Annotated in this window: 22 protein-coding genes; 8 read left to right on the top strand and 14 right to left on the bottom strand. The window is 58.3% G+C overall.

The annotated features are described in order from the left end of the window. Positions 1-75 precede the first annotated feature (75 nt). The 7 genes from J7416_RS00445 to J7416_RS00415 all read left to right on the top strand — a co-directional run bounded on the left by J7416_RS00445 (position 76) and on the right by J7416_RS00415 (position 7,058). A complete protein-coding gene (locus J7416_RS00445) occupies positions 76-1,242 on the top strand; it encodes an alpha-hydroxy acid oxidase (RefSeq protein WP_209222076.1) in 1,167 nt (388 codons plus the stop codon). A gap of 268 nt (positions 1,243-1,510) precedes the next feature. Continuing rightward, positions 1,511-2,164 (top strand): 50S ribosomal protein L25/general stress protein Ctc, encoded by a 654-nt coding sequence (locus tag J7416_RS00440; RefSeq protein ID WP_209222074.1) that lies wholly within the window; start codon positions 1,511-1,513, stop codon positions 2,162-2,164. Positions 2,165-2,328: 164 nt separating this feature from the next. Then, positions 2,329-4,248 (top strand): DUF3604 domain-containing protein, encoded by a 1,920-nt coding sequence (locus J7416_RS00435; RefSeq protein ID WP_209222072.1) that lies wholly within the window; start codon positions 2,329-2,331, stop codon positions 4,246-4,248. 90 nt (positions 4,249-4,338) lie between these two features. After that, positions 4,339-5,019: an aminoacyl-tRNA hydrolase gene (gene pth, locus J7416_RS00430; protein WP_209222070.1), complete on the top strand. Its 681-nt coding sequence runs from the start codon at positions 4,339-4,341 to the stop codon at positions 5,017-5,019. Positions 5,020-5,101: 82 nt separating this feature from the next. Next, positions 5,102-6,265 carry a serine hydrolase gene (locus tag J7416_RS00425; RefSeq protein ID WP_209222068.1) on the top strand — a complete coding sequence of 388 codons (1,164 nt, stop codon included), beginning with the start codon at positions 5,102-5,104 and terminating at the stop codon, positions 6,263-6,265. Between the two features lie 9 nt (positions 6,266-6,274). Then, a complete protein-coding gene (locus J7416_RS00420) occupies positions 6,275-6,652 on the top strand; it encodes a DUF2237 domain-containing protein (protein ID WP_170426771.1) in 378 nt (125 codons plus the stop codon). Positions 6,653-6,737: 85 nt separating this feature from the next. Next, a complete protein-coding gene (locus tag J7416_RS00415; protein WP_209222067.1) occupies positions 6,738-7,058 on the top strand; it encodes an antibiotic biosynthesis monooxygenase in 321 nt (106 codons plus the stop codon). Positions 7,059-7,082: 24 nt separating this feature from the next. Here J7416_RS00415 and J7416_RS00410 read toward each other — a convergent pair whose 3' ends face one another. The 8 genes from J7416_RS00410 to J7416_RS00375 all read right to left on the bottom strand — a co-directional run bounded on the left by J7416_RS00410 (position 7,083) and on the right by J7416_RS00375 (position 13,222). Next, positions 7,083-7,706 (bottom strand): class I SAM-dependent methyltransferase, encoded by a 624-nt coding sequence (locus J7416_RS00410; protein WP_247744065.1) that lies wholly within the window; start codon positions 7,704-7,706, stop codon positions 7,083-7,085. Between the two features lie 51 nt (positions 7,707-7,757). After that, positions 7,758-9,005, bottom strand: a complete 1,248-nt coding sequence (trpB, locus tag J7416_RS00405) for a tryptophan synthase subunit beta (RefSeq protein WP_171669326.1) — start codon at positions 9,003-9,005, stop codon at positions 7,758-7,760. 68 nt (positions 9,006-9,073) lie between these two features. Beyond that, positions 9,074-9,409 carry a DUF3291 domain-containing protein gene (locus tag J7416_RS00400; RefSeq protein WP_209222066.1) on the bottom strand — a complete coding sequence of 112 codons (336 nt, stop codon included), beginning with the start codon at positions 9,407-9,409 and terminating at the stop codon, positions 9,074-9,076. A gap of 46 nt (positions 9,410-9,455) precedes the next feature. Continuing rightward, positions 9,456-10,097: a phosphoribosylanthranilate isomerase gene (locus J7416_RS00395; protein WP_209222065.1), complete on the bottom strand. Its 642-nt coding sequence runs from the start codon at positions 10,095-10,097 to the stop codon at positions 9,456-9,458. Between the two features lie 9 nt (positions 10,098-10,106). Beyond that, positions 10,107-10,457, bottom strand: a complete 351-nt coding sequence (locus tag J7416_RS00390) for a LapA family protein (RefSeq protein ID WP_209222064.1) — start codon at positions 10,455-10,457, stop codon at positions 10,107-10,109. Positions 10,458-10,464: 7 nt separating this feature from the next. Next, positions 10,465-10,749 carry an integration host factor subunit beta gene (gene ihfB, locus J7416_RS00385; protein ID WP_037310872.1) on the bottom strand — a complete coding sequence of 95 codons (285 nt, stop codon included), beginning with the start codon at positions 10,747-10,749 and terminating at the stop codon, positions 10,465-10,467. Positions 10,750-11,020: 271 nt separating this feature from the next. Further along, the gene (rpsA, locus tag J7416_RS00380) at positions 11,021-12,697 is read right to left on the bottom strand and encodes a 30S ribosomal protein S1 (protein ID WP_039532111.1); all 1,677 of its coding nucleotides are present in this window, start codon (positions 12,695-12,697) and stop codon (positions 11,021-11,023) included. Positions 12,698-12,952: 255 nt separating this feature from the next. Next, a complete protein-coding gene (locus J7416_RS00375; protein ID WP_247744064.1) occupies positions 12,953-13,222 on the bottom strand; it encodes a DUF6525 family protein in 270 nt (89 codons plus the stop codon). Positions 13,223-13,438: 216 nt separating this feature from the next. Here J7416_RS00375 and J7416_RS00370 point away from each other — a divergent pair, with 216 nt between their 5' ends. Continuing rightward, positions 13,439-14,914: a sulfatase-like hydrolase/transferase gene (locus J7416_RS00370; protein WP_209222063.1), complete on the top strand. Its 1,476-nt coding sequence runs from the start codon at positions 13,439-13,441 to the stop codon at positions 14,912-14,914. Positions 14,915-14,972: 58 nt separating this feature from the next. Here the strand turns inward: J7416_RS00370 and J7416_RS00365 are convergent, their stop codons facing one another. The 6 genes from J7416_RS00365 to metK all read right to left on the bottom strand — a co-directional run bounded on the left by J7416_RS00365 (position 14,973) and on the right by metK (position 21,754). Further along, complete coding sequence (locus J7416_RS00365) at positions 14,973-16,658, bottom strand: tryptophan halogenase family protein (protein ID WP_209222062.1); 1,686 nt, start codon at positions 16,656-16,658, stop codon at positions 14,973-14,975. A gap of 176 nt (positions 16,659-16,834) precedes the next feature. Further along, positions 16,835-17,359, bottom strand: a complete 525-nt coding sequence (locus J7416_RS00360) for a hypothetical protein (RefSeq protein ID WP_209222061.1) — start codon at positions 17,357-17,359, stop codon at positions 16,835-16,837. A gap of 371 nt (positions 17,360-17,730) precedes the next feature. Beyond that, the gene (gene cmk / locus J7416_RS00355; protein WP_209222060.1) at positions 17,731-18,348 is read right to left on the bottom strand and encodes a (d)CMP kinase; all 618 of its coding nucleotides are present in this window, start codon (positions 18,346-18,348) and stop codon (positions 17,731-17,733) included. Beyond that, the gene (gene aroA, locus J7416_RS00350) at positions 18,345-19,691 is read right to left on the bottom strand and encodes a 3-phosphoshikimate 1-carboxyvinyltransferase (RefSeq protein WP_209222059.1); all 1,347 of its coding nucleotides are present in this window, start codon (positions 19,689-19,691) and stop codon (positions 18,345-18,347) included. Before aroA ends, cmk begins: the two co-directional genes overlap by 4 nt. A 68-nt stretch (positions 19,692-19,759) precedes the next feature. Beyond that, complete coding sequence (locus tag J7416_RS00345; RefSeq protein ID WP_209222057.1) at positions 19,760-20,470, bottom strand: tRNA (guanine(46)-N(7))-methyltransferase TrmB; 711 nt, start codon at positions 20,468-20,470, stop codon at positions 19,760-19,762. A gap of 102 nt (positions 20,471-20,572) precedes the next feature. Next, positions 20,573-21,754 carry a methionine adenosyltransferase gene (metK, locus tag J7416_RS00340; RefSeq protein ID WP_209222055.1) on the bottom strand — a complete coding sequence of 394 codons (1,182 nt, stop codon included), beginning with the start codon at positions 21,752-21,754 and terminating at the stop codon, positions 20,573-20,575. Position 21,755 lies beyond the last annotated feature (1 nt).

Here is a 21,755-nt window from a genome sequence, read left to right as displayed (position 1 = left end):
TGCGATTTCGCAGCGTTGCGAGCCCCTCAATTGATTGGTAAGCAAATAGAACCAATCCTGGGAAGGCCGAAGCATATGCCCGTTATCACCAATATCGACGACCTGAAACGCATCTACGAACGACGCGTGCCACGCATGTTCTTCGACTACACCGAAAGCGGCAGTTGGACCGAACAGACCTTCCGCGAAAACAGCTCGGATTTCGAACAGATCAGGCTGCGCCAGCGGGTCGCGGTGGACATGGACGGACGCTCGACCGCGTCGCAGATGATTGGCGAGGATGTCGCCATGCCCGTGGCCCTGGCCCCTGTTGGTCTGACCGGCATGCAGCACGCGGACGGTGAGATGAAGGCCGCCAGAGCGGCCGAAGCGTTCGGCGTGCCGTTCACCTTGTCGACCATGTCCATCAACTCGATCGAGGATGTCGCCGGATACACCTCCAAACCCTTCTGGTTTCAGCTCTATACCATGAAGGACCAGGACTACGTCAGCCGTCTGATCCAGCGCGCCAAGGATGCCAAGTGCTCGGCATTGGTCATCACCTTGGACCTGCAAATCCTGGGACAACGCCACAAGGACCTGAAAAACGGTTTGTCGGCCCCGCCGAAACTGACAGCCAAGACAATCGCGAACCTGATGACCAAATGGGCCTGGGGGATCGAGATGCTGGGCGCACACCGGCGCGAATTCGGCAATATCGTGGGCCATGCCGAAGGTGTCTCTGACGCCTCTTCGCTTGGCGCTTGGACTGCTGAACAGTTCGATCCCAGCCTTGACTGGAACAAGGTTGAAAAGCTTATGGAGCAATGGGGCGGAAAGGTGATCCTCAAAGGCATCCTGGACGCCGAGGATGCCAAGATGGCGGCCAAACTGGGTGCGGATGCCATTGTCGTGTCCAACCACGGCGGGCGCCAACTGGACGGCGCGCTCAGTTCGATCCGCGTTCTGCCCGAGATCATGGACGCGGTCGGAGATAACGTCGAAGTGCACTTGGACAGCGGAATCCGCTCGGGTCAGGACGTTCTGAAAGCGTTGGCGCTGGGGGCCAAGGGAACATATATCGGGCGCGCTTTCGTTTATGGGCTGGGCGCGATGGGTCAGAAAGGCGTGACCACCGCGCTGGACGTCATTCAAAAAGAACTGGACACAACAATGGCCCTGTGCGGAGAGAGAAATGTGAATGGTCTGGGCCGTCACAACCTGCTGATCCCCGAGGATTTCGGAGGTCGCTGGCAGGGCTGACCTGACGATTTCACCAGTGAAAGCCCTGTAACGGGGGCTCTGCCCCCACCGCAGCAAGCTGCAGTTCCCCCAGGATATTTTTAGCCAGATGAAGCAGGGGATCCGTACTTCATCTGGCCCAAAATATCCCGGAGCGCGAGGCAGAGCCTCGCAAAAGAACAAGACCGCCAAAAACCCCTTTCCAAACCGGATGAATCAAGCTAAGGACGCGGCTTCACGCGGGCATACAGCCTTGGAGGATGCCCGCCCTAACATTTGGAGATATATCATGGCTGGTGAGATTCCTGATCTCGTAGCTCTGGAACGGACGGGGACAGGCAAGGGCGCCGCTCGTCAAGCACGCCGCGACGGCATGGTTCCGGGCATAGTTTTTGGTGGCGATAAAGAGCCGCTGCCGATCAACATCCCGTTCAACGTCCTGTTCAAGCGCCTGAAAGCAGGCCGGTTCAAGTCGACCCTGTGGAACCTGAAGGTTGAAGGCCACGAAGACGTTCGCGTCATCTGCCGTGACGTTCAGCGTGACGTTGTCAAAGACCTGCCCACCCACCTGGACCTGATGCGCCTGCGTCGGACCACCAAGATCGCGCTGTTCATTCCCGTTGAGTTCATCAACGAAGAAGAAGCACCCGGCATTAAAAAGGGTGGCGTTCTAACCGTTGTTCGCCCGGAAGTCGAACTGATGTGTACCGCAGGCGACATTCCTGAGAAGATCACCGTTGATGTGGCCGGCCTGAACATCAACGACGTTGTCACCATTTCCTCGGTTGACCTGCCCGCAGGCACCAAGCCGACCATCGACCGTGACTTCGTGATCGCCAACATCTCGGCACCGACAGGCCTGTCGACCGACGACGATGAGGAAGAAGGCGAAGAAGTGGCCGCTGACGAAGTAGAAGTCGTTGGTCAGGAAGCTGAAGAATAAGTTCAGTCCTTACTGTTCTGAACGCGAAGCGGGGTCCTCTGGGGCCCCGTTTTTATTGAAAAATGCGAATTTTCGCATTTGACTGCCATCCATGTTAGGCTCTGCATCAGCGGTTCGATCTTTGAACCCTCCGCCCATCGAATATTTCTGTGGAGCCTCCGATCATGACATCTCAAGTTTATTCCCTGCCCGTTTTGCTTTCTGTCATTGGCTGTTTTACTTGCGCCACGACCTCCACCGCTCAGGTCCAGGACACGCTGCCCAGCAAGGATGAGGTCGCTGACAGGTTCACCTCGGATCATTTCTCTCCCTACGCGGGGCGAAACTTCCCGACGCGGCCATTGTGGGGGGACACCCATCTGCATACGGACGTTTCTGTGGATGCAGGAACGATGACACGCCTAAGTCAGGAAGACGCCTTTCGGTTCGCGCGGGGGCACGAAGTTACGACGACGCACGGTTTGCAGGCAAAACTGGCGCGACCGCTAGATTGGCTGGTGATTTCGGACCATGCCGAAATGTACGGTTTGATGCCGCAGCTTTTGGGTGGTGATCAGAACATCCTGTCCACGCCTCAGGGAAAGTCCTGGTACGACGCTCTGACCAGCAATGACACAGATACAGTCTTTGCCACCGCTATGGAAATCGTCGCATCGCTGTCCGGGGACGAGCCCCCAATCGACAACCCAAAAGCCGTTAAAGATGCCTGGCAGGACTACACTACGCTAGCGGATCGGTACAACGAGCCTGGCGTTTTTACAGCTCTGATCGGGTATGAGTGGACATCTGAGGGCGGCGACAACATCCACCGCAACGTGATTTTCCGCGACGGGGCCGCGAGGGCCAATCAGGTGCTTCCGTTTTCACAGTTCGACAGCAAGAACCCCGAAGATCTCTGGGCGCATCTGGCTGAGTACGAAGATCGGACAGGTGGGGACGTGCTGGCCATTCCACATAACGGTAACCTGTCTAACGGCCGTTTGTTCTCGGTCTCGAACTTTGACGGAACGCCGCTGACCGAAGAGAACGCACGCCTGCGTGCCCGGTTCGAGCCGGTCATCGAAACCACCCAGATCAAAGGCGACAGCGAGGCGCACCCGTTCCTCAGCCCGGACGATGAGTTCGCCGATTTCGACACATGGGACGCGTCTAACCTGAACGGAACCGAAGCCAAAACGCAGGACATGCTACAATACGAGTATTCCCGTGAGGCCTACAAAACCGGTTTGATGCTGGAAGAACAGCTGGGCATCAACCCATACAAGGTTGGCCAGATTGGCTCCACCGATGCCCATACAGGGATGGCTGCGGTAGAAGAGGAAAACTTCTTTGGCAAGCACTCCGGGGTGGAGCCGGAACCGAACCGCTGGGAGCATTTGGTGATTGAGGCCCCCGACCCCGAGTTTTCGATCTATGGCTGGAAACAGGCCTCGGGCGGCTATGCGGCAGTCTGGGCGATGGAAAACACACGCGAGGCGATTTTCGACGCGCTTGAGCGGCGCGAGGTCTACGGCACCACCGGGTCCCGGATTCTGGTGCGGTTCTTCGGCGGCTGGGATTTCGCGGAAGAGGATGCGCTGTCCCGCCTGCCTGCTGATCTTGGATACGCAAAAGGCGTTCCCATGGGTTCTGACCTGCCAGCCAGAACCGGTGATGGGGCACCGAACTTCCTGATTGCAGCGCTAAAAGACCCCTACAGTGGCAACCTCGACCGCGTTCAGGTCATCAAAGGGTGGTTGAACGCAGACGGCACGCGCGGAGAGAAAGTCTTTGACGTCGCGTGGGGCGGAGAACGCGCACCCGGAGCGGACGGCAAGTTGCCTGCGGTCGGGAACACGGTGGACGTGGAAAACGCCACTTGGACCAACACGATAGGCGCACCGGAACTGATCACCTATTGGCAGGATCCCGAGTTCGATCCGTCACAACGGGCATTCTACTATGTCCGCGTCATCGAAATCCCAACGCCTCGCTGGACGGCCTATGAAGCCAAGCGTTTCAATGTCCAGATGGACGCTGACGTACCGATGACCACCACTGAACGCGCCTATACGTCGCCCATCTGGTACACACCCGAGGGCTGAGAGCGACCTTCTGCCTCTGCCCCGTCTGGATTTCTGCGTCGTTTCGGGGCATGAGGGAGCAAAGCGAATAAGGACGCGCGGAGCAGAGCCATGAAACTTTTTGTCGGACTGGGGAATCCGGGTCAGAAATACGCCCGGAACCGGCACAATATCGGGTTTATGGCACTGGATCGGATCGCCGCTGACCACGGGTTCGGACCATGGAAATCCAAATTTCAGGCAGAGATTTCCGAAGGTCGGCTGGGCTCGGAAAAGGTACTTTTGGTCAAGCCGCAAACATTCATGAACCGCTCGGGTCAGTCCGTGGGCGAAGCCATGCGGTTCTACAAGCTCGATTCGACCGACGTGACCGTGTTTCATGACGAACTGGATCTTGCCCCGGGGAAGGTTCGCGTCAAAGCGGGCGGCGGACATGCCGGGCACAACGGGCTAAGGTCGATCCATGAACATATCAGCCCGGCCTATGACAGGGTCCGGCTGGGGATCGGGCACCCGGGTCGCAAGGAAATGGTCTCGCCTTACGTGCTGAGTGACTTTGCAAAGGCGGATGCGGACCGGCTGGATGACGTGCTGCGGGGTGTGTCCGACGGTGCCGGGTATCTGGCCGATGGAGACGGCGGTAAGTTTATGAACGCGGTCGCGCTGCGCACAGCACCGCCGCGGTCGTCCAAATCCCCCGCCGCGCCCAAGAAAGCGGCCGCCGAACCTGCGCCGGCCCCCGAAGCCGATAGCAGGACAGCAATGCAAAAACTGCTGGACAAGTTCAAATAGACCCGCTGCAGTTGCCGCCACGTCCTAATTGCGAACACAGGCCCGCCGCGTTCCAATGCGGCAGTCAAACGGGAGGTGACACATGCGAACCCTGATGAAATGGGTGCTGCGCATCGTTTTGATGCTGGTGCTGGCAGCGGTTGTTGTGGGCTTTTGGAAGCGCGAAGAGATTCAACGCCTTATGGCCGTGAACTCTTTGTTTTCCGAGGAAAAGATCGTTCAAAACTTTTCGCATATGGACCAGGCCTTCAAAACAGTCAGCCTGCCCCGCGGCGATGGACCCACCTATGAGCTGACCTATGGCTCTGGTTTTGATCTGCCCGAAGGTACGGATAGCTGGATTGAAGACCGCGCCGTAACCTCTTTGCTGGTGATGCAGGAGGGACAGATCCGGTTCGAAGAATACTATCTGGGAACCTCTCCGGATGATCGCCGGATTTCCTGGTCGGTTGCCAAAAGCTATCTTTCCGCCCTGTTCGGGATCCTGATGGCCGAGGGCGCCATCGACTCGCTGGATGACCCGGTGACCAAATACGCCCCTAAACTGCAGGGCACCGCCTATGACGGCGCGACAATCCGCAATGTGCTGAACATGGCCAGCGGGGTCACGTTCAACGAAGACTATCTGGACTATAACTCAGACATTAACCGCATGGGCCGTGTCGTTGCCTTGGGCGGAGAGTTGGATGACTTCGCCGCCTCTCTGAACGAGACATTCACAGCACCGGGCGACACTTGGCAATATGTCTCGATCGACACCCATGTCATCGGGATGGTGATCCGGGGTGCTACGGGTCGGCCCATAGCCGAACTGTTGACCGAAAAAGTCATCCAACCCTTGGGTCTTGAGCGCGATGGTTACTATGTCACCGACGGCGCTGGTGTGGCTTTCGTTCTGGGCGGGCTGAACTTTACGACGCGCGACTTTGCCCGGTTCGGGCAGATGATTCTGCAAAATGGCGTGCATGACGGCAAGCAGATCGTCCCTGCAGAATGGATCGCAGAGTCGGTCTTTCCCAGCGCCCCGACTGAAACCGGAAAGATTGGCTATGGCTACCAGTGGTGGATTCCCGTCGGCGCACATGAGGGCGAGTTTCTGGCCCGTGGTGTTTATGGACAATACATCTATTTTGATCAGCCACGCGGCGTTCTGATCGTGTCTACGGGTGCAGATCGCAGTTTTCGTGACAAAGGCGTCAACGAAGCTAACATAGAGATGTTCCGAAAGATCGCCCAAAGCCTGTGAGGTGCGGCCATGCAAAAACTGGATAGCGTCAACGTGCTGGGAGGCGTGCTTGCCCCCTGTTCCCGTGATCCGTTGACCGGGTTCTTCAGGGATGGGGCCTGCAACACCTGCGCCGAAGATCAGGGCAGCCACACGGTCTGCGCGGTGATGACGGCAGAGTTTCTGGCCTATTCAAAATATGTCGGAAATGATCTGAGCACCCCGCGCCCCGAGTTCAACTTTCCCGGCCTCAAACCCGGCGACCAATGGTGTCTGTGCGCGGGGCGCTTTCTGCAGGCCCATGACGAGGGCTGCGCGCCCAAGGTGTATCTTGAAGCTACGCATCAGCAAGCGCTGGACATCGTGCCGATTGGTATTCTGCGGGCAAATGCCGCTGAACCTGATTGACCTTTTCGTCAAAAACGCATCAAAGAAACCCGCCAGCCAACACTCAGTTTAGCAAGCGTGCAACCGTCAACAAACGAGGTAGGCTATGAGCTTTATCGCCATGAACCGCTTTAAGGTCCGTCTGGGCAGTGAAGCCGATTTCGAAACCGTATGGAAAGACCGCGAAAGCCGTCTAAAGGAACTGCCGGGCTTTCAAGAGTTCCGTTTGCTGAAAGGCCCCGAAGGCGAGGACTATCGTCTTTATTCCAGTCACGTCATCTGGGACAGTCGCAGCGATTTCGAAGCCTGGACCAAATCGGAACAGTTCCGTGATGTGCACAAGAATGCGGGCAACAGCAAGACCCAGTATGCCCTGATGGGACCACCTCAGTTCGAGGGGTTCGAAACCGTTCTGCACCAGAGCTGATTGATCCCAAGGTCAGATCGATGATCACACAGCGCGCGCGAGATAGCCGCGCGATGTGCGCGAAGGCGGACCGGTTGGGAAACTGTGCTCCGCCTCTAGTTCCCATCCCGCGTTGCCCAGCATCTCGGCCACCTGCCGCGGCCTGTAGGACCGGTGGCGCCATTGAAACCAGATAATCGCGTTGCACCAATGCGGTTTGCTGACGACCAACCATAGCCTTGCCGCGGGCGCGGCCAACGCCCGCAGGTGCCGCAATGCCTCGGTCGGGTTTTCGCAATGTTCAAGGACATGGGCCGCCAGAATACAGTCTTTCAGCTGGGCCGGTCGAAACTCCTCGAGGCGCGATTGCACCGCAGTTGCGGTAACGCCCTTCCTGGCCAAAGCGTGCTCTGCCTGTGCAAGCATTTTCCCGGACGGTTCCAACAAGGTGACTTGACCCTGCGGTTGTATTACCGCGCGGGCTTCGGCAAAGGCACCGGTGCCGCACCCTGCGTCCAGCGCGTTCTGTCCCAGATCCCGTGGCGACCCGATCGAAAGGAATCCCAAATACGCGTCGAAATAGCCCAACAGGCGCATTTTGTCCGCCCAGCCGGGAGCAGCGGCATCGTATTTCTGGTCGAGCTTTTCTGAACCGGAGACGTTCTGCATGCCACGCAGGTTGGCATGAAATACCCGGGGCGCAAAGCCCCGGGCCAGGCCTTAGTCGGCGGTGCGGCCCTCGGTATCGGACATGTCGAAGTTCAGATACTTCGCCACGGTCTGAACGTCCTTGTCGCCGCGACCACACATGTTCATGCAAATCAGGTGATCCTTCGGCAGGTCAGGCGCGATTTTCATCACATGCGCCAGCGCGTGGCTGGGCTCCAGCGCCGGGATGATACCCTCGGTCGCGCAGCACAGTTGGAAGGCTTCCAGCGCCTCTTTATCGGTGATCGAGACATAATTCGCGCGGCCAATGTCGTTCAGCCACGAATGCTCGGGGCCGATACCGGGATAATCCAGACCGGCCGAAATCGAATACCCTTCAAGGATCTGACCGTCATCATCCTGCAGCAGGTAAGTACGGTTTCCGTGCAGCACGCCCGGACGACCACCGGTCAGCGAGGCACAATGCTCCATCTTTTCGTTCACGCCCTTGCCACCGGCCTCAACGCCGATGATGTTGACATCTTTGTCGTCGAGGAACGGATAGAACAGGCCCATCGCGTTCGAGCCACCACCGATGGCGGCGATGATCGTGTCGGGCAAGCGGCCCTCGGCCTTCATCATCTGCTCTTTGGCTTCCTTGCCGATGATCGACTGGAAGTCGCGCACCATCGCCGGGTACGGGTGCGGACCGGCCACGGTGCCAATGCAGTAAAACGTGTCGCGCACATTTGTCACCCAGTCGCGCAGCGCGTCGTTCATCGCGTCTTTCAAAGTGCCACGGCCTGAGGTTACCGGGATAACTTCGGCACCCAGCAGACGCATACGGAATACGTTTGGCGCCTGACGCTGGACGTCATGCGCGCCCATGTAGACGATGCATTTCAGGCCGAACTTGGCGCAGACGGTGGCAGTGGCTACGCCATGCTGCCCTGCCCCGGTTTCTGCGATGATCCGGGTCTTGCCCATGCGGCGCGCCAGAATGATCTGGCCCAGCACGTTGTTGATCTTGTGCGCGCCGGTGTGGTTCAGTTCGTCCCGCTTGAGGTAAATCTTCGCACCGCCCAAATGCTCGGTCAGGCGTTCTGCATAATACAGCGGCGAGGGGCGACCCACATAGTTGGCCCACAGATCATCCATCTCGGCCCAAAAGGTCGGATCATCCTTGGCTTTGTTGTATTCCTCTTCCAGCGACAGGATCAGCGGCATCAGCGTTTCGCTGACAAAGCGCCCACCAAAGATGCCGAAACGCCCCTGCTCGTCAGGGCCGGACATGAAGGAATTGAAAAGATCGTTGGCCATGGGTGTCTCCCTCGTCGTACCCGTTGTTCATAGGAGGTGGCGGCAGGATTTGCCATGGGCAAAACGCATCAATTCGCAGCGTGATACCGTTGCTTCCAAATCCGCAATGCCTGTTCCTCGGTCGGCACGGCAATACACGGAAAATGGTGGAACTCATGGCTGATCGACAACTTCGCCGCGACCGCCATCGCACGCCGATGCGCACCAGAGTGCGCAAAGGTCAGCATCGCCTCGGCGTTCTGCCAGACGCTGAGTGAAAAGTAACGCCCCTCATGCGTAAACAACTGGGCGTGAAGGCACAGCGGATCGCCTTGCGCCTGCTGCAACGCCCGTCCAGCACGCCAGACAAACTCCGGCGCGTAGAACCAGTTTTTTAGGGAAACTCCGCCAATCGCTGCGAGCATCTCCTATCCTCCCCACGGTTATATACGGGGGAAAGCTTTGGATAGATCAACAGGCCGCTTGGATAAATTCAGAAATCTTCATAGGATCTTTAATCCCCGGCGCGCTTTCCACGCCTGAAGACACATCAACCTGCCTCGCACCGGTCATGCGGATCGCCTCGGCAACGTTTTCAGGCGTCAGCCCCCCGGCCAGCATCCATGGTTTTTGCCAGTACTTACGACCAGCCAGAAGCCTCCAATCAAAGGCCAGCCCATTGCCGCCCGGCAGCTCGGATGTCCGCGGTGGTTTGGCGTCGATCAACAGCTGATCGGCCACTTCGGAATATAGATCAATTGCGCTGAGGTCTTCTTCCTCGGCAACGCCAATCGCCTTCATAACCGGCAGACCGAACTTGCCACGAACCTCGGACACCCGCTCGGGCGTTTCCTTGCCGTGCAATTGAAGCATGTCCAAGGGTACCTCGGCCACGATGCGGTCCAGATCCTCATCCGATGCATTAACCGTCAGTGCCACCTTGGCCACCCCAGCAGGGACCAGTTGGGCCAGTTCAGCGGCCTTGTCCAGTTCAAGATGGCGGGGTGATTTCGGAAAGAACACGAACCCAACATACCGCGCCCCGGCCTCGGCCGCAGCGCGCACATGATCGGGCGCAGTCAACCCGCAGATTTTTACAGCGATGTCTGACATTGGAGTGCTTTAGCTGGCTTCGTCCAGCAGAGCCAGCACGTCGTCCTTACCTTCGTTCTGCTTCTTTTTGAGCTTCTTGACCTCACGCTCAAGCTTGCGCACCTCGCCGGTTTTGACAGAGGCATCGCGGCGATGCTTATGCTCGCGCAGCCATTCCCACAGGAATCCGATGATCAAACCGGCCACGACACCGCCCAGAACGACAATGAACAACGGCAGATTAGTCGAAAGGTTGAAGCCCAGCAATTCAGCCAAAGCATCCGGCATCAGCTTGAGTTCGACCATCTGGCGATTGGCCAGCGAGACGGACACAAGGACGATCCCGAGGATCGCCAGAAAAGCATATCGAAGGTAGCGCATCATAGTGTCAGGCTTTACCGTTCAATCGATCCCTTAGCAACTTGCCAGTCTTGAAGAATGGTACACATTTTTCTTCGACCTGTACGGTTTCGCCGGTTCTGGGGTTGCGACCAACGCGCGCATCCCGCTGTTTGACCGAGAACGCGCCAAAACCGCGCAACTCAACCCGGTCACCGCGGGCCATGGCATCCGTCACTTCTTCGAACACGGTATTTACGATCCGTTCGACGTCACGCTGATAGAGATGCGGGTTTTCATCGGCAATTTTCTGAATCAGTTCTGAACGGATCATATGCGTTACCCTCCCAGGCGACCGGTTAACCATGTCTAGTGTTCTGGGCAGTATAGGAAAAAACCGTGATCGGGGGAACGTTTACTCGAGGCGCAATGCCTTCATTTTGCTGCGAAGTCGGGCGATTTTTTGCTTGATCCGGCGGATTCTGCTCCAAAAGCATAAGCGACTCCCGGAACAAACCCAAATTTTGGAAGGTGTTGATTCGCAACAAAAACGGCCCCGCACATGCGTGCGAGGCCGAAATTCGTCTTTAGGATGCGCCTCGGACTTAGTCGCCCGATTTCAGCGCTGCACCCAAGATATCGCCCAGCGATGCGCCCGAGTCCGACGAACCGTACTGTTCCACGGCCTCTTTCTCTTCGGCGATCTCGCGTGCCTTGATCGACAGACCCAGACGGCGGGTTTTGCTGTCGACGTTGGTGACGCGGACGTCGACCTTGTCACCGACCGAGAAACGCTCGGGGCGCTGTTCGGCACGGTCACGCGACAGGTCGGAACGACGGATGAACGACTTCATGCCTTCGTACTCGACCTCGATGCCGCCATCTTCGATCGCGGTGACTTCGACAGTGATGACCGAGCCACGCTTCACGCCGCCCACTGCTTCGGCGAACTTGTCACCGCCCAGGGCTTTGATCGACAGCGAGATACGCTCTTTTTCCACGTCAACTTCCGAGACAACGGCCGAAACCATGTCGCCTTTGCGGTAGTTCTGGATCGCATCTTCGCCACGCTCGTCCCAGGACAAGTCGGACAGGTGAACCATGCCGTCGATGTCGCCTTCGAGGCCAATGAACAGACCGAATTCGGTGATGTTCTTGACTTCGCCTTCGACCTCGGTGCCCTCGGGGTGGGTTTCTGCAAACACTTCCCATGGGTTGCGCTGAGTCTGCTTCAGGCCCAGAGACACGCGACGCTTGGCGCCGTCGATTTCCAGAACCATGACGTCGACTTCCTGGCTGGTCGAAACGATCTTGCCGGGGTGGACGTTTTTCTTGGTCCAGGACATCTCGGACACGTGCACCAGACCTTCGACACCGGCTTCCAGCTCGACGAACGCGCCGTAGTCGGTGATGTTGGTGACGCGACCCTGATGGACCGAGCCCAGCGGGTACTTGGCAGCAACAAGATCCCACGGATCTTCCTGCAACTGCTTCATGCCCAGACTGATGCGGTGGGTTTCTTTGTTGATCTTGATGACCTGAACCTTGATGGTTTCGCCGATCGTCAGGATCTCGGATGGGTGGTTCACACGACGCCATGCCATGTCGGTGACGTGCAGCAGGCCGTCAACGCCGCCCAGGTCAACGAATGCACCGTATTCGGTGATGTTCTTGACAACACCCTCGACGGTCTGACCTTCGGACAGGTTGCCGATAACTTCGGCACGCTGTTCGGCACGCGATTCTTCCAGAATTGCGCGACGCGATACAACGATGTTGCCACGGCGGCGGTCCATTTTCAGGATCTGGAACGGCTGCTTCAGACCCATCAGCGGGCCAGCGTCGCGCACGGGGCGAACGTCAACCTGCGAGCCGGGCAGGAACGCAACTGCGCCACCCAGATCGACGGTGAAGCCACCTTTGACGCGACCAAAGATTGCACCTTCGACGCGCTGGTCGTCGGCATATGCTTTTTCCAGACGGTCCCATGCCTCTTCACGGCGGGCCATCTCACGCGAGATGACGGCTTCGCCACGGGCGTTTTCTGCGGCGCGCAGGTATACTTCGACCTCGTCGCCTACAGCGATTTCAGGGGCTTCGCCGGGATTTGCGAATTCTTTCAGATCAACGCGGCCTTCCATTTTGTAGCCGACGTCGATGATGGCTTGGCCGGCTTCGATCGCCAGAACCTTGCCTTTGACAACAGAACCCTCTTCGGGCGTGTCCATTTCGAAGCTTTCATTCAGGAGGGCTTCGAATTCCTCCATGGATGCGTTAGCCATGTGGCGTTGTTTTCCTTTACATAACGTTTTTGCTGGCCGAGCGGTTGTCTCCGCCGGTCTTGTTTCATGATGTCTTCAGGCGTGACCCGGTGCGCCCCTGAGCAAACAAACACAAAGGGCCGAGGTAACCCGGCCCTGCTCAGAAACGTCATCCGGACGTTGACCGCCCTTGTATCGACAGCGCGCGTATATGCGGATTCCCCAGCAGGTGCAAGTGGAAAGCCCTGAAACACAGGGGTTCGGCGGTCTTTGGGGTTAGCGCGCCGTCTCCCAAACATGTGCATCGCGTTGCAGCATCGACTGCTCAATCGCGTTTAGGCGGGAATAGGCCGTGTCGGGATCACGCGCGCCCCCCACCTTATCCCAAATCCGCAGGGCCGAGGCCGGGCTCCACGGCAGACACGCCGAAGCCAACCAGCGCCGCAACTCGGCGGGCAGTGCGTCGTATGCCTGCATCGGCGATCCCGCACGCCGACGGCGCTTGATCTGGGTGCGCAGGTTTCGGTTCTTTGTGCGGTTGGTCATCGCGCGCTCCGGTCATTTTGGCGCATGAACCTGCCTTGTTCGGTGTGGATATGGGTCGTCATGGTCGCTCGGAAATTTTGCTATATTATTACATTGTCGAAATTAGGCACGCAACCCGAACTCCTGCGCGATATCGGTCAGTTTTTTGGCGAATGTCGCGTTTCGAACAGCAATCCCTTCCCAGACAGCGAGGCTTACGCAAAGCCGGAGGACCCTATGAGCCAGCACCTGAACTTTCTCGTCATCATATCCGACGAACACCGCAAAGACGCGATGGGATGCGCTGGTCATCCCATCGTCAAGACGCCCCACCTGGATGCATTGGCGGAACGTGGCACGCTGTTTCAATCCGCCTACACGCCTTCACCCATGTGTGTGCCCACACGTGCTGCACTGGCGACCGGTGAGTGGGTTCACAAAACGGGAAACTGGGACAGCGCGACGCCGTACAATGGGCATCCGCGCAGTTGGATGCGGCAATTGCGCGATGCTGGACGCGAAGTGGTTTCCATTGGAAAACTGCACTTTCGGTCCGCTAAAGACGACAACGGTTTCTCTCAGGAAGTCCTGCCGATGCATGTGGTCGGCGGTGTTGGCTGGGCCGTGGGCCTATTGCGAGAAAACCCTCCGGCCTACGATTCGGCGTCCGAGCTGGCCGGGGATGTAGGTGTCGGGCCCAGCACCTATACCGATTACGATCTGGATATTACCGCGGCATCCGAGACCTGGCTGACCGATCCTGCGCGTAAAAACCAACCCTGGGCGGCGTTCGTTTCACTGGTCAGCCCGCACTACCCACTGACCTGCCCCAAGGAATGGTATGACCTCTACGATCCTGCTCTGATGGATCTGCCGGTCGGGTACGGCCAAGGGTTGCCCGATCATGAAGAGCTGCGCAATATCGCAGGTTTCTTCAACTATGACGACTACTTCGACGAACAGAAAATGCGAAAGGCCAAGGCCGCATATTATGGTCTGACATCACTGATGGACGATTGTGTGGGGCGCATAGTGAAGGCTTTGAAAGACAGCGGACAGGCCGAGAATACCGTTGTCGTCTATGTCTCGGACCACGGCGACATGATGGGCGATCAGGGGTTCTGGACCAAGCAGGTCATGTATGAGGCCAGTGCAGGTGTTCCCATGATCATCGCCGGTCCGGGCATTCCTGCCGGGCACCGGGTCGCAACGTGCACAAACCTAACCGACATCGCGGCGACGGCGCGGGATGTTTGCGGCGTGCCTGATGACGATGGCAATACCGGGCAGCCTGGCCAGTCTCTGATTGATCTTGCCAATGCGCCGAACGATCCAAATCGAACAGGGTTTAGCGAATACCATGATGGCGGCTCTAAAACCGGCAGCTTTATGGTGCGATGGGGCAATTGGAAATACGTCTACTATGTGGGCCAGCCGCCGCAACTGTTCGACCTGTCAACCGACCCGCATGAGCAAATCAATCGCGCGGTGGACCGGGCGAATGACCCGCACGTTCAGTCGGCATTGATCGAAGGAGAAAGACGGCTGCGTGAAATCTGCGACCCCGAAGAAGTCAACTCCCGCGCCTTTGCCGATCAGCGCAAGAAGATCGAGGAGTTGGGCGGAGAAGAAGCCTGTCGAACGGCATTTGTGTTCAATCACACGCCTACGCCGTCCGAGCAGGAAAAGTTAAGTGAAGGACCAGCGCTGTAGCTCAGATTCTGCGCTTTGGTTGCGTGACGGCCCCACCAACGCAGAGCCCCCACAGTTCTTAAAACAACTGCAAATCCTTGGAACCGCTTTGGATTTCGGCAAAGTTGGGCATGTTCTGGACCATCACAGGTGCCGGAGCGGTGCCCGGCATTGCCACCGTCGGCTGTGCGACCTGAGTCTTGCCAAATGCTGGCCGCTCCAACTCTCCCCGAATATCTCGCAACAGCGTTTTGTGATCCGGCATGGATTTGAGGATCTGCGCAAGGTCTATCTTGGCGCCTTTCCACCACTGGAACCAGATCGGCTTTTTAAGGGGCCGCAAACGGTCGCGGATGCCCTCGCCGTAGCCCGTGTCGTAGACCTGTTTGCCCAGCAGCACCGTCTGGTAGACACGGAAATTGAACAGCGTTGCGAACTCGATATCGTGTTCCATCGGCAAGCGGTGCTGCCACAGCTCAAGGTTCTCGGCCAGCCGGTCCGGTATCTTCATCTCAGTGCGGGCATCGATCCAGTATTGGTCGTCGGTGCGGTTACCCAGCCGATAGTGCAGACAGATAAAGTCCAGAACCTCATCATAAAGCTTGTCCATCTGCCGGTTGTATCTGGCCCGCAAGGCAGGCTCGATGTCTTTGGTCGGCAGATGCTCGGCGAACCAGCGCACCGCGTGGTCGATCATGTGGATCGCGGTACTTTCAAGCGGCTCAATGAAACCGCCGGACAACCCTATGGCAACGCAGTTCTTGACCCAGGCATGGCGCACGCGTCCTACCCGCATCGGGATCACCCTCGGCGTCAGGCCTTTGCCACTGTCGCCTAGCCATTCGAGGTATTCATCCGCAGCCTGATCATCCGTCCTATGCGCCGATGAATACACGTAACCCGTGCCTACCCGGTTATAGAGCGGCACCCGCCACGTCCAACCAGCCCCAAGGGCGGTCGAGCGTGTGACGCTTTCGATCTTCTCTGGGTCCGGGTGTTCGATCTGCAACGCCATGGCGCGGTCGTTGGGCAGATAGTCCGAGTAATCCATGAACGGCTCGCCCAGCGCCTGATTGATGATCAGCCCGCGGAAGCCGGTGCAATCCACGACCATCTCGACATCATGGCGGCCTTTGCGCTCCAGCATCAGGTGACTGACGTTACCCTGCTCATCCAACTCGACAGATTGTACCTCGTCCTGAATATGCTCGACGCCACGCTTGGTACAGACCTTGGTCAGCATGCCAGCGAACTTCACTGCATCCAGATGATAGGCATAGCCAAACCGCTGCTCGAACTCGGGCTGACCCAACTGGCGTGCGCCCTTACACAGGCGGGCCAGATCGTCATGGGGCGATATAGACTGCGTGAAATCCCGGTCCCCATTACCGAACCGCAGGAAGTACTCGGCGCTTTCCAACCCTTCCAACAACTGGCCGTGAGCAAACGGGTTTACATAATCAATGCGGTCGCCCTTGGCGTCCTTGTTCCAATTGCAGAACTTCACACCCAGTTTGAATGACGCATTGGTTTCCCGGAAAAAGTCGCGCTCGGAAATCCCCGCCTGGCGTAACGTAACCGGCATGCGTGGAACTGTGGCTTCACCAACCCCTACGGTCGAGATGTTGGGGCTTTCGATCAGGCAGATGCGCGGGCGATCCTTGGGCGCGGACGTACGTGACAACACCATTTCGAGGATCAGCGCGGTCATCCAACCCGCCGTTCCACCACCGACGATGGTGATCTTGCTCAGACGATTATTCATAATTTCGGTCCCTGTTGGCTCGGGGAATTTTGTAGCTGCCTGCCCCTTTTTCTTTGGGGTCTGTTCAGCTTTCCCTCTTGGCGTGTCAGCGACTATATCAGCTTTCCAGCATCCAGCTAGGGCCTATAAAGGGGCAACTTTTGTGCGATCAGGAAAAGCGCGCCTAACGGCGGCAATCAGATCTCTTCGCCTTTCTTCAAAAGCTCTTCGATCAACGCACGTTGAAGGTCCTGACTGTCGCCTCCACCGAATTCCGCCGCGCCGCCGGTGTAGAGCGTGCCATAGGTGTTGGCGATATTCACCGTCTGAGCCAGCCCCGAGATCAACTGCTCTTTGTTCAATCGCGACAGCGGGTGAATGAACGCCGCCCACAATGTGCCATTGGCAAGCGCGTAACGTGCATCCAGCGTACTGTCGAAATTCGCCTGCATCATGCGCTGCAGGTCGTCGGGCGACAGACCCTCGGCATTTCGGATTGCAACCATCGCACGCATTCGGTCAGCGTTGGTATCGGTTACGACCAGCACGGTTACATCGCCTACCTTCAGTTCGAACCCCGGTCCAAAAGGCTGAGCTTCGGGATCAAGCGCAAAGATGATCTTTCCCAACCGCTCATATGTCATTGGCGGTTCTGGTTCTGCCGCCTCTTGCGCCATCGCGCTGACGGCAAGAAAAATCATCAATAGGGCTAGTCTGATCATGGCATCGCTCCTGCAGGCTATGGATCAACAATAGGGACCCACCGCAGACCTGACCAAACACAGCTTGGTGAACAGCAAGGCCAAGTTGCTCGCAGCTTCGAGCGATCTGCAAGACACTTTGGGCTTCCCGCGATCGCTCGTTCAGAACCTTGATCTTAGCTTTGTGTCAGCGGCGGGCAAACCTGCTGGCCGGCTACTAAACCGGACAGAAAACACGCCATGAAATCTTTTGTTCTGAGCACACTCATTGCAACCTTGCAGTAGGCTCCGCCACCCATGACAGCACGTCCAAAACGGCTGACGACCAGTGGGCAAAGATCAAGGGCATTGCGATCAGTGAGCACTAAGCTGGCACTCGAAGGCCCGCGAAACTAAGGCTTTGCGGGCCGTGATTTTTCGATGATCTCAACCGCTTTTGCCAAAGCGTCTTCGATGCTCAGGTCCGATGTATCCAGCAAAACGGCATCCGCTGCCGGTTTCATAGGGGCCGTGCTGCGATCCGCGTCGCGTGCGTCGCGCTCTTTGACATCCGACAGCACCTGATCGCGGGTGACATCACTACCCTTGGCTTTCAGCTCAAGGAAACGCCTTTCGGCCCGAACCTCGGGGCTGGCGGTGACAAACAACTTCACCTCGGCCTCGGGGCAAATTACCGTACCGATGTCGCGACCATCCAGCACTGCGCCCCCGGTTCGGCGGGCAAAGGCCCGCTGGAAATCGACCAAAGCGGCCCGGACCTCGGGGATAACAGCGACTTTTGAGGCCGCCTGAGCAATCTCGGCTGTACGAAGATCGCCCTGCTCCAACTCTTCTGCCGTAAGTGCCTGCGCCCCCGCGATGGGTTCCATACCTTGTAGCGTTCGGCGCCCGACAGCCCGGTACAGCAGGCCCGTATCCAAATGGGCGAACCCGAATTTGGTAGCGACCGCTTTCGAGATCGTGCCCTTGCCTGCAGCGGCGGGGCCATCAATGGCGACCGTAAAGCTCATGTACGCTCGACCTTGGCGCCCAGCGATGCCATCAGCGGCTCAAAGATCGGAAAGGACGTAGCGATCGGACCGCCGTCGTCCACGGAAACCGGGGATTTTGCACCCATCCCCATCACCATGAAAGACATGGCGATACGGTGATCCAGAAAGCTCTCGCAGGTGCCGCCACCGGGGACGTTACCGATGCCCAGCCCTTCGACCGACCACCATTCGTCGCCCTCATCCACGGTCACACCGTTGGCACGCAGACCGCGCGCCATAGCATCGATCCGGTCGCTTTCCTTGACGCGCAGCTCCTTGACGCCGCCCATCATCGTGGTGCCAGTGGCATTGGCCGCAACAACGGACAGAACCGGATATTCGTCAATCATCGACGCCGCGCGTTCCGACGGTACGTTGATACCCTTCATGTTGGGCGAGTACTTGGCGCGCAGGTCGGCAACAGGCTCACCGCCTTCTTCGCGCTCGTTCTCATAAGTCAGGTCCGCACCCATCTCGCGCAGCGTTGTGAACAACCCGGCGCGGGTTGGGTTGAGGCCGATCCCCGGCACCAGAACGTCCGATCCGGGTGTGACCAGCGCCGCACAGACCGGGAAAGCCGCACTGGACGGATCGCGCGGAACGGCAATGACCTGTGGTTTCAGCTCGGGGCGTCCGGTCAGGGTAATAACGCGGCCATCATCCGTATCCTCGACAGTGATCTCAGCACCAAAACCCGCCAGCATTCGTTCGGAATGGTCGCGGGTGGCTTCTTTCTCGATCACCACGGTTTTGCCCGGTGCGTTGAGGCCGGCCAAGAGCACGGCCGATTTCACCTGTGCAGAAGGCACCGGAACTTCATAGCGGACCGGTGTCGGATCGGCTGCGCCGACAATGGTCATCGGCAAACGACCACCAGAGCGGCCCACCGATTGCGTGCCAAACAGTGCCAACGGATCGGTCACGCGCGCCATCGGGCGTTTGTTCAGGCTGGCATCACCCGTGAAAGTCGCTGTAATCGGAGACGTCGCCATCGCGCCCATGATCAACCGCACACCAGTGCCCGAGTTGCCACAGTCAATCACCTGATCGGGTTCTGCGAACCCACCGACACCCACACCGTGTACGGTCCATTCACCGCCGCCGTGATCCGTGACCTCGGCCCCGAAGGCGCGCATGGCCTTGGCGGTGTCCAGAACGTCTTCGCCTTCCAACAGGCCCGAAATCCGGGTTTCACCCACGGCCATCGCGCCCAGGATCAAAGACCGGTGCGAAATCGACTTGTCGCCGGGCACCTCAGCCGTGCCGGTCAGCGGGCCGCAGGGATGCGAGGTCATCGGGATAGGCGTGCCGTGTCCGGACATAGGGGCTCCTGTTTTCGCTATCAGTCCAAGGCGGATTAGCGAATTGGGGCCGGTTGGTCCAGCGGCAATCAGCCTTTGCGGCGGAAGGTCAGGTAATGCGGTGTTCGGCCTTCGCGCAGCGCCTTCTGCTCGTAACGGGTAGAGATCCAGTCATCCCAAGGCTCGCGCCAGTCTTGGGGGCGCTCGGCCAGCCATTCAAAACCCGCACGGGGAACCTCTTCCAGCGTCTGACGCACATAATCGGGGATGTCCGTTGCAACGCGGAAAATCGATCCCGGCTTCAGCGCTCGGGCCAAGGGTTCCAAGTGTTCGGGCGTCACAAACCGGCGGCGATGGTGCCGCGTTTTGGGCCATGGGTCGGGATACAGAAGAAAGGCGCGCGAGATGCTGGCCTCGGGAAGAACGTCAAATAAATCGCGGGCATCGCCGGGGTGCACCGCCAAGTTTTCGACCCCGGCTTTGCGAATCTTGCCCAGCAGCATGGCGACGCCGTTGATGTAAGGCTCGGCCCCGATGATCCCGATATCTGGATTGCTGGAGGCCTGATGCACCAGATGCTCACCCCCGCCAAAACCGACCTCTAGCCAGACGTCCTTGCCGCCGAACAGCTCATCCAGATTCAGCGGATGGCGTTCTGGGTTTGTCTCCCAATCAACAGCACCCGGAGACAGGGCATCGAGGTCTTCGTCCAGGTACGTCTTCTGACTCTGCTTCAGGGTTTTACCCTTAAAGCGACCATAGAAGTTTCTGCGGGGCCGTTGTGGTGTCTGGGTGCTCATGGCCGTGCCCATACTGTGCGGCAGCCGTCGGTTCAAGAGGGGCGCAGGGATCGTTGGCCAACAAAAAAGCGCGCCGGACCCGGCGCGCTTTGTAAGTTCGTGTCAGACGGCTGCTTTCAGCGCATCTGCCAGATCGGTACGCTCCCAGCTGAACCCGCCATCAGCTTCCGGGTCGCGACCAAAGTGGCCATAGGCTGCGGTACGCTGATAGATTGGCTTGTTCAGCTGCAAGTGTTCGCGAATGCCGCGCGGGGTCAGGTCCATCACCTGACCAACGGCATTCTCGATTGCAGCGTTCGAGATTTCGCCGGTTCCGTGTGCGTCTGCATAGATCGACAACGGTTTGGACACGCCAATTGCATAGCTCAGCTGGATGGTGCAGCGTTCTGCCATACCTGCGGCGACGACGTTCTTGGCCAGGTAACGGGCGGCATAGGCAGCAGACCGGTCCACCTTGGTCGGGTCTTTGCCCGAAAACGCTCCGCCACCGTGCGGCGCGGCGCCACCATAGGTGTCGACAATGATCTTCCGCCCGGTCAGGCCAGCGTCGCCGTCAGGGCCGCCGATCACAAACTTACCCGTTGGGTTCACGTGCCATTCCGTTTCATTGGTCAACCAGCCTTCAGGCAGAGTTTCCCGGATGTAGGGCTCAACAATCGCACGAATATCGGCCGAGCTCAGGGCTTCGTCCAGGTGCTGCGTCGACAGAACGATCGAACTGACACCGACGGGCTTACCATCGCGGTAGACGACAGACAGTTGCGACTTGGCGTCCGGGCCAAGTGCGGGTTCGTTACCATTTTTGCGCACTTCGGCGAGGCGGCGCAGAATCGCGTGTGAATACTGGATCGGAGCCGGCATCAAAGCAGGCGTTTCCGTTGTCGCGTAGCCGAACATGATGCCCTGGTCACCGGCACCTTCGTCCTTGTCAGCGGCCGCATCCACGCCTTGTGCGATATGGGCGGACTGCTCATGCAGCAGATTCGTCACCTCGACGGTTTCGTGGTGGAACTTGTCCTGCTCGTAACCGATATCTTTTACACAAGCGCGGGCGATCTCTTCGATGCGGCCCATGTAGTCGTGCAGCTTGTCCTGATCAGACAGACCTACTTCGCCACCTATGACGACACGATTGGTCGTTGCAAAGGTTTCGCACGCCACGCGCGCTTCGGGTTCTTCATTCAGAAATGCGTCAAGTACGGCGTCGGAAATGCGGTCACAAACCTTATCCGGGTGTCCTTCGGAAACGGATTCCGAAGTAAAAGTGTAGTTCTGTCGGGACATA

The sequence above is a fragment of the Ruegeria sp. R14_0 genome, from assembly GCF_017743975.1.
Taxonomy (GTDB): domain Bacteria; phylum Pseudomonadota; class Alphaproteobacteria; order Rhodobacterales; family Rhodobacteraceae; genus Ruegeria.
The sequence above is the reverse complement of the archived record's forward strand: the minus strand, read 5'-3'. Positions and strand labels throughout refer to the sequence as shown.

Bases quoted from the DNA above. Each gene is read 5' to 3' on its own strand.
- J7416_RS00445 (WP_209222076.1), top strand. From the start codon at position 76: ATGCCCGTTATCACCAATATCGACGACCTGAAACGCATCTACGAACGA.
- J7416_RS00440 (WP_209222074.1), top strand. From the start codon at position 1,511: ATGGCTGGTGAGATTCCTGATCTCGTAGCTCTGGAACGGACGGGGACA.
- J7416_RS00435 (WP_209222072.1), top strand. From the start codon at position 2,329: ATGACATCTCAAGTTTATTCCCTGCCCGTTTTGCTTTCTGTCATTGGC.
- pth (WP_209222070.1), top strand. From the start codon at position 4,339: ATGAAACTTTTTGTCGGACTGGGGAATCCGGGTCAGAAATACGCCCGG.
- J7416_RS00425 (WP_209222068.1), top strand. From the start codon at position 5,102: ATGCGAACCCTGATGAAATGGGTGCTGCGCATCGTTTTGATGCTGGTG.
- J7416_RS00420 (WP_170426771.1), top strand. From the start codon at position 6,275: ATGCAAAAACTGGATAGCGTCAACGTGCTGGGAGGCGTGCTTGCCCCC.
- J7416_RS00415 (WP_209222067.1), top strand. From the start codon at position 6,738: ATGAGCTTTATCGCCATGAACCGCTTTAAGGTCCGTCTGGGCAGTGAA.
- J7416_RS00410 (WP_247744065.1), bottom strand. From the start codon at position 7,706: ATGCAGAACGTCTCCGGTTCAGAAAAGCTCGACCAGAAATACGATGCC.
- trpB (WP_171669326.1), bottom strand. From the start codon at position 9,005: ATGGCCAACGATCTTTTCAATTCCTTCATGTCCGGCCCTGACGAGCAG.
- J7416_RS00400 (WP_209222066.1), bottom strand. From the start codon at position 9,409: ATGCTCGCAGCGATTGGCGGAGTTTCCCTAAAAAACTGGTTCTACGCG.
- J7416_RS00395 (WP_209222065.1), bottom strand. From the start codon at position 10,097: ATGTCAGACATCGCTGTAAAAATCTGCGGGTTGACTGCGCCCGATCAT.
- J7416_RS00390 (WP_209222064.1), bottom strand. From the start codon at position 10,457: ATGCGCTACCTTCGATATGCTTTTCTGGCGATCCTCGGGATCGTCCTT.
- ihfB (WP_037310872.1), bottom strand. From the start codon at position 10,749: ATGATCCGTTCAGAACTGATTCAGAAAATTGCCGATGAAAACCCGCAT.
- rpsA (WP_039532111.1), bottom strand. From the start codon at position 12,697: ATGGCTAACGCATCCATGGAGGAATTCGAAGCCCTCCTGAATGAAAGC.
- J7416_RS00375 (WP_247744064.1), bottom strand. From the start codon at position 13,222: ATGACCAACCGCACAAAGAACCGAAACCTGCGCACCCAGATCAAGCGC.
- J7416_RS00370 (WP_209222063.1), top strand. From the start codon at position 13,439: ATGAGCCAGCACCTGAACTTTCTCGTCATCATATCCGACGAACACCGC.
- J7416_RS00365 (WP_209222062.1), bottom strand. From the start codon at position 16,658: ATGAATAATCGTCTGAGCAAGATCACCATCGTCGGTGGTGGAACGGCG.
- J7416_RS00360 (WP_209222061.1), bottom strand. From the start codon at position 17,359: ATGATCAGACTAGCCCTATTGATGATTTTTCTTGCCGTCAGCGCGATG.
- cmk (WP_209222060.1), bottom strand. From the start codon at position 18,348: ATGAGCTTTACGGTCGCCATTGATGGCCCCGCCGCTGCAGGCAAGGGC.
- aroA (WP_209222059.1), bottom strand. From the start codon at position 19,691: ATGTCCGGACACGGCACGCCTATCCCGATGACCTCGCATCCCTGCGGC.
- J7416_RS00345 (WP_209222057.1), bottom strand. From the start codon at position 20,470: ATGAGCACCCAGACACCACAACGGCCCCGCAGAAACTTCTATGGTCGC.
- metK (WP_209222055.1), bottom strand. From the start codon at position 21,754: ATGTCCCGACAGAACTACACTTTTACTTCGGAATCCGTTTCCGAAGGA.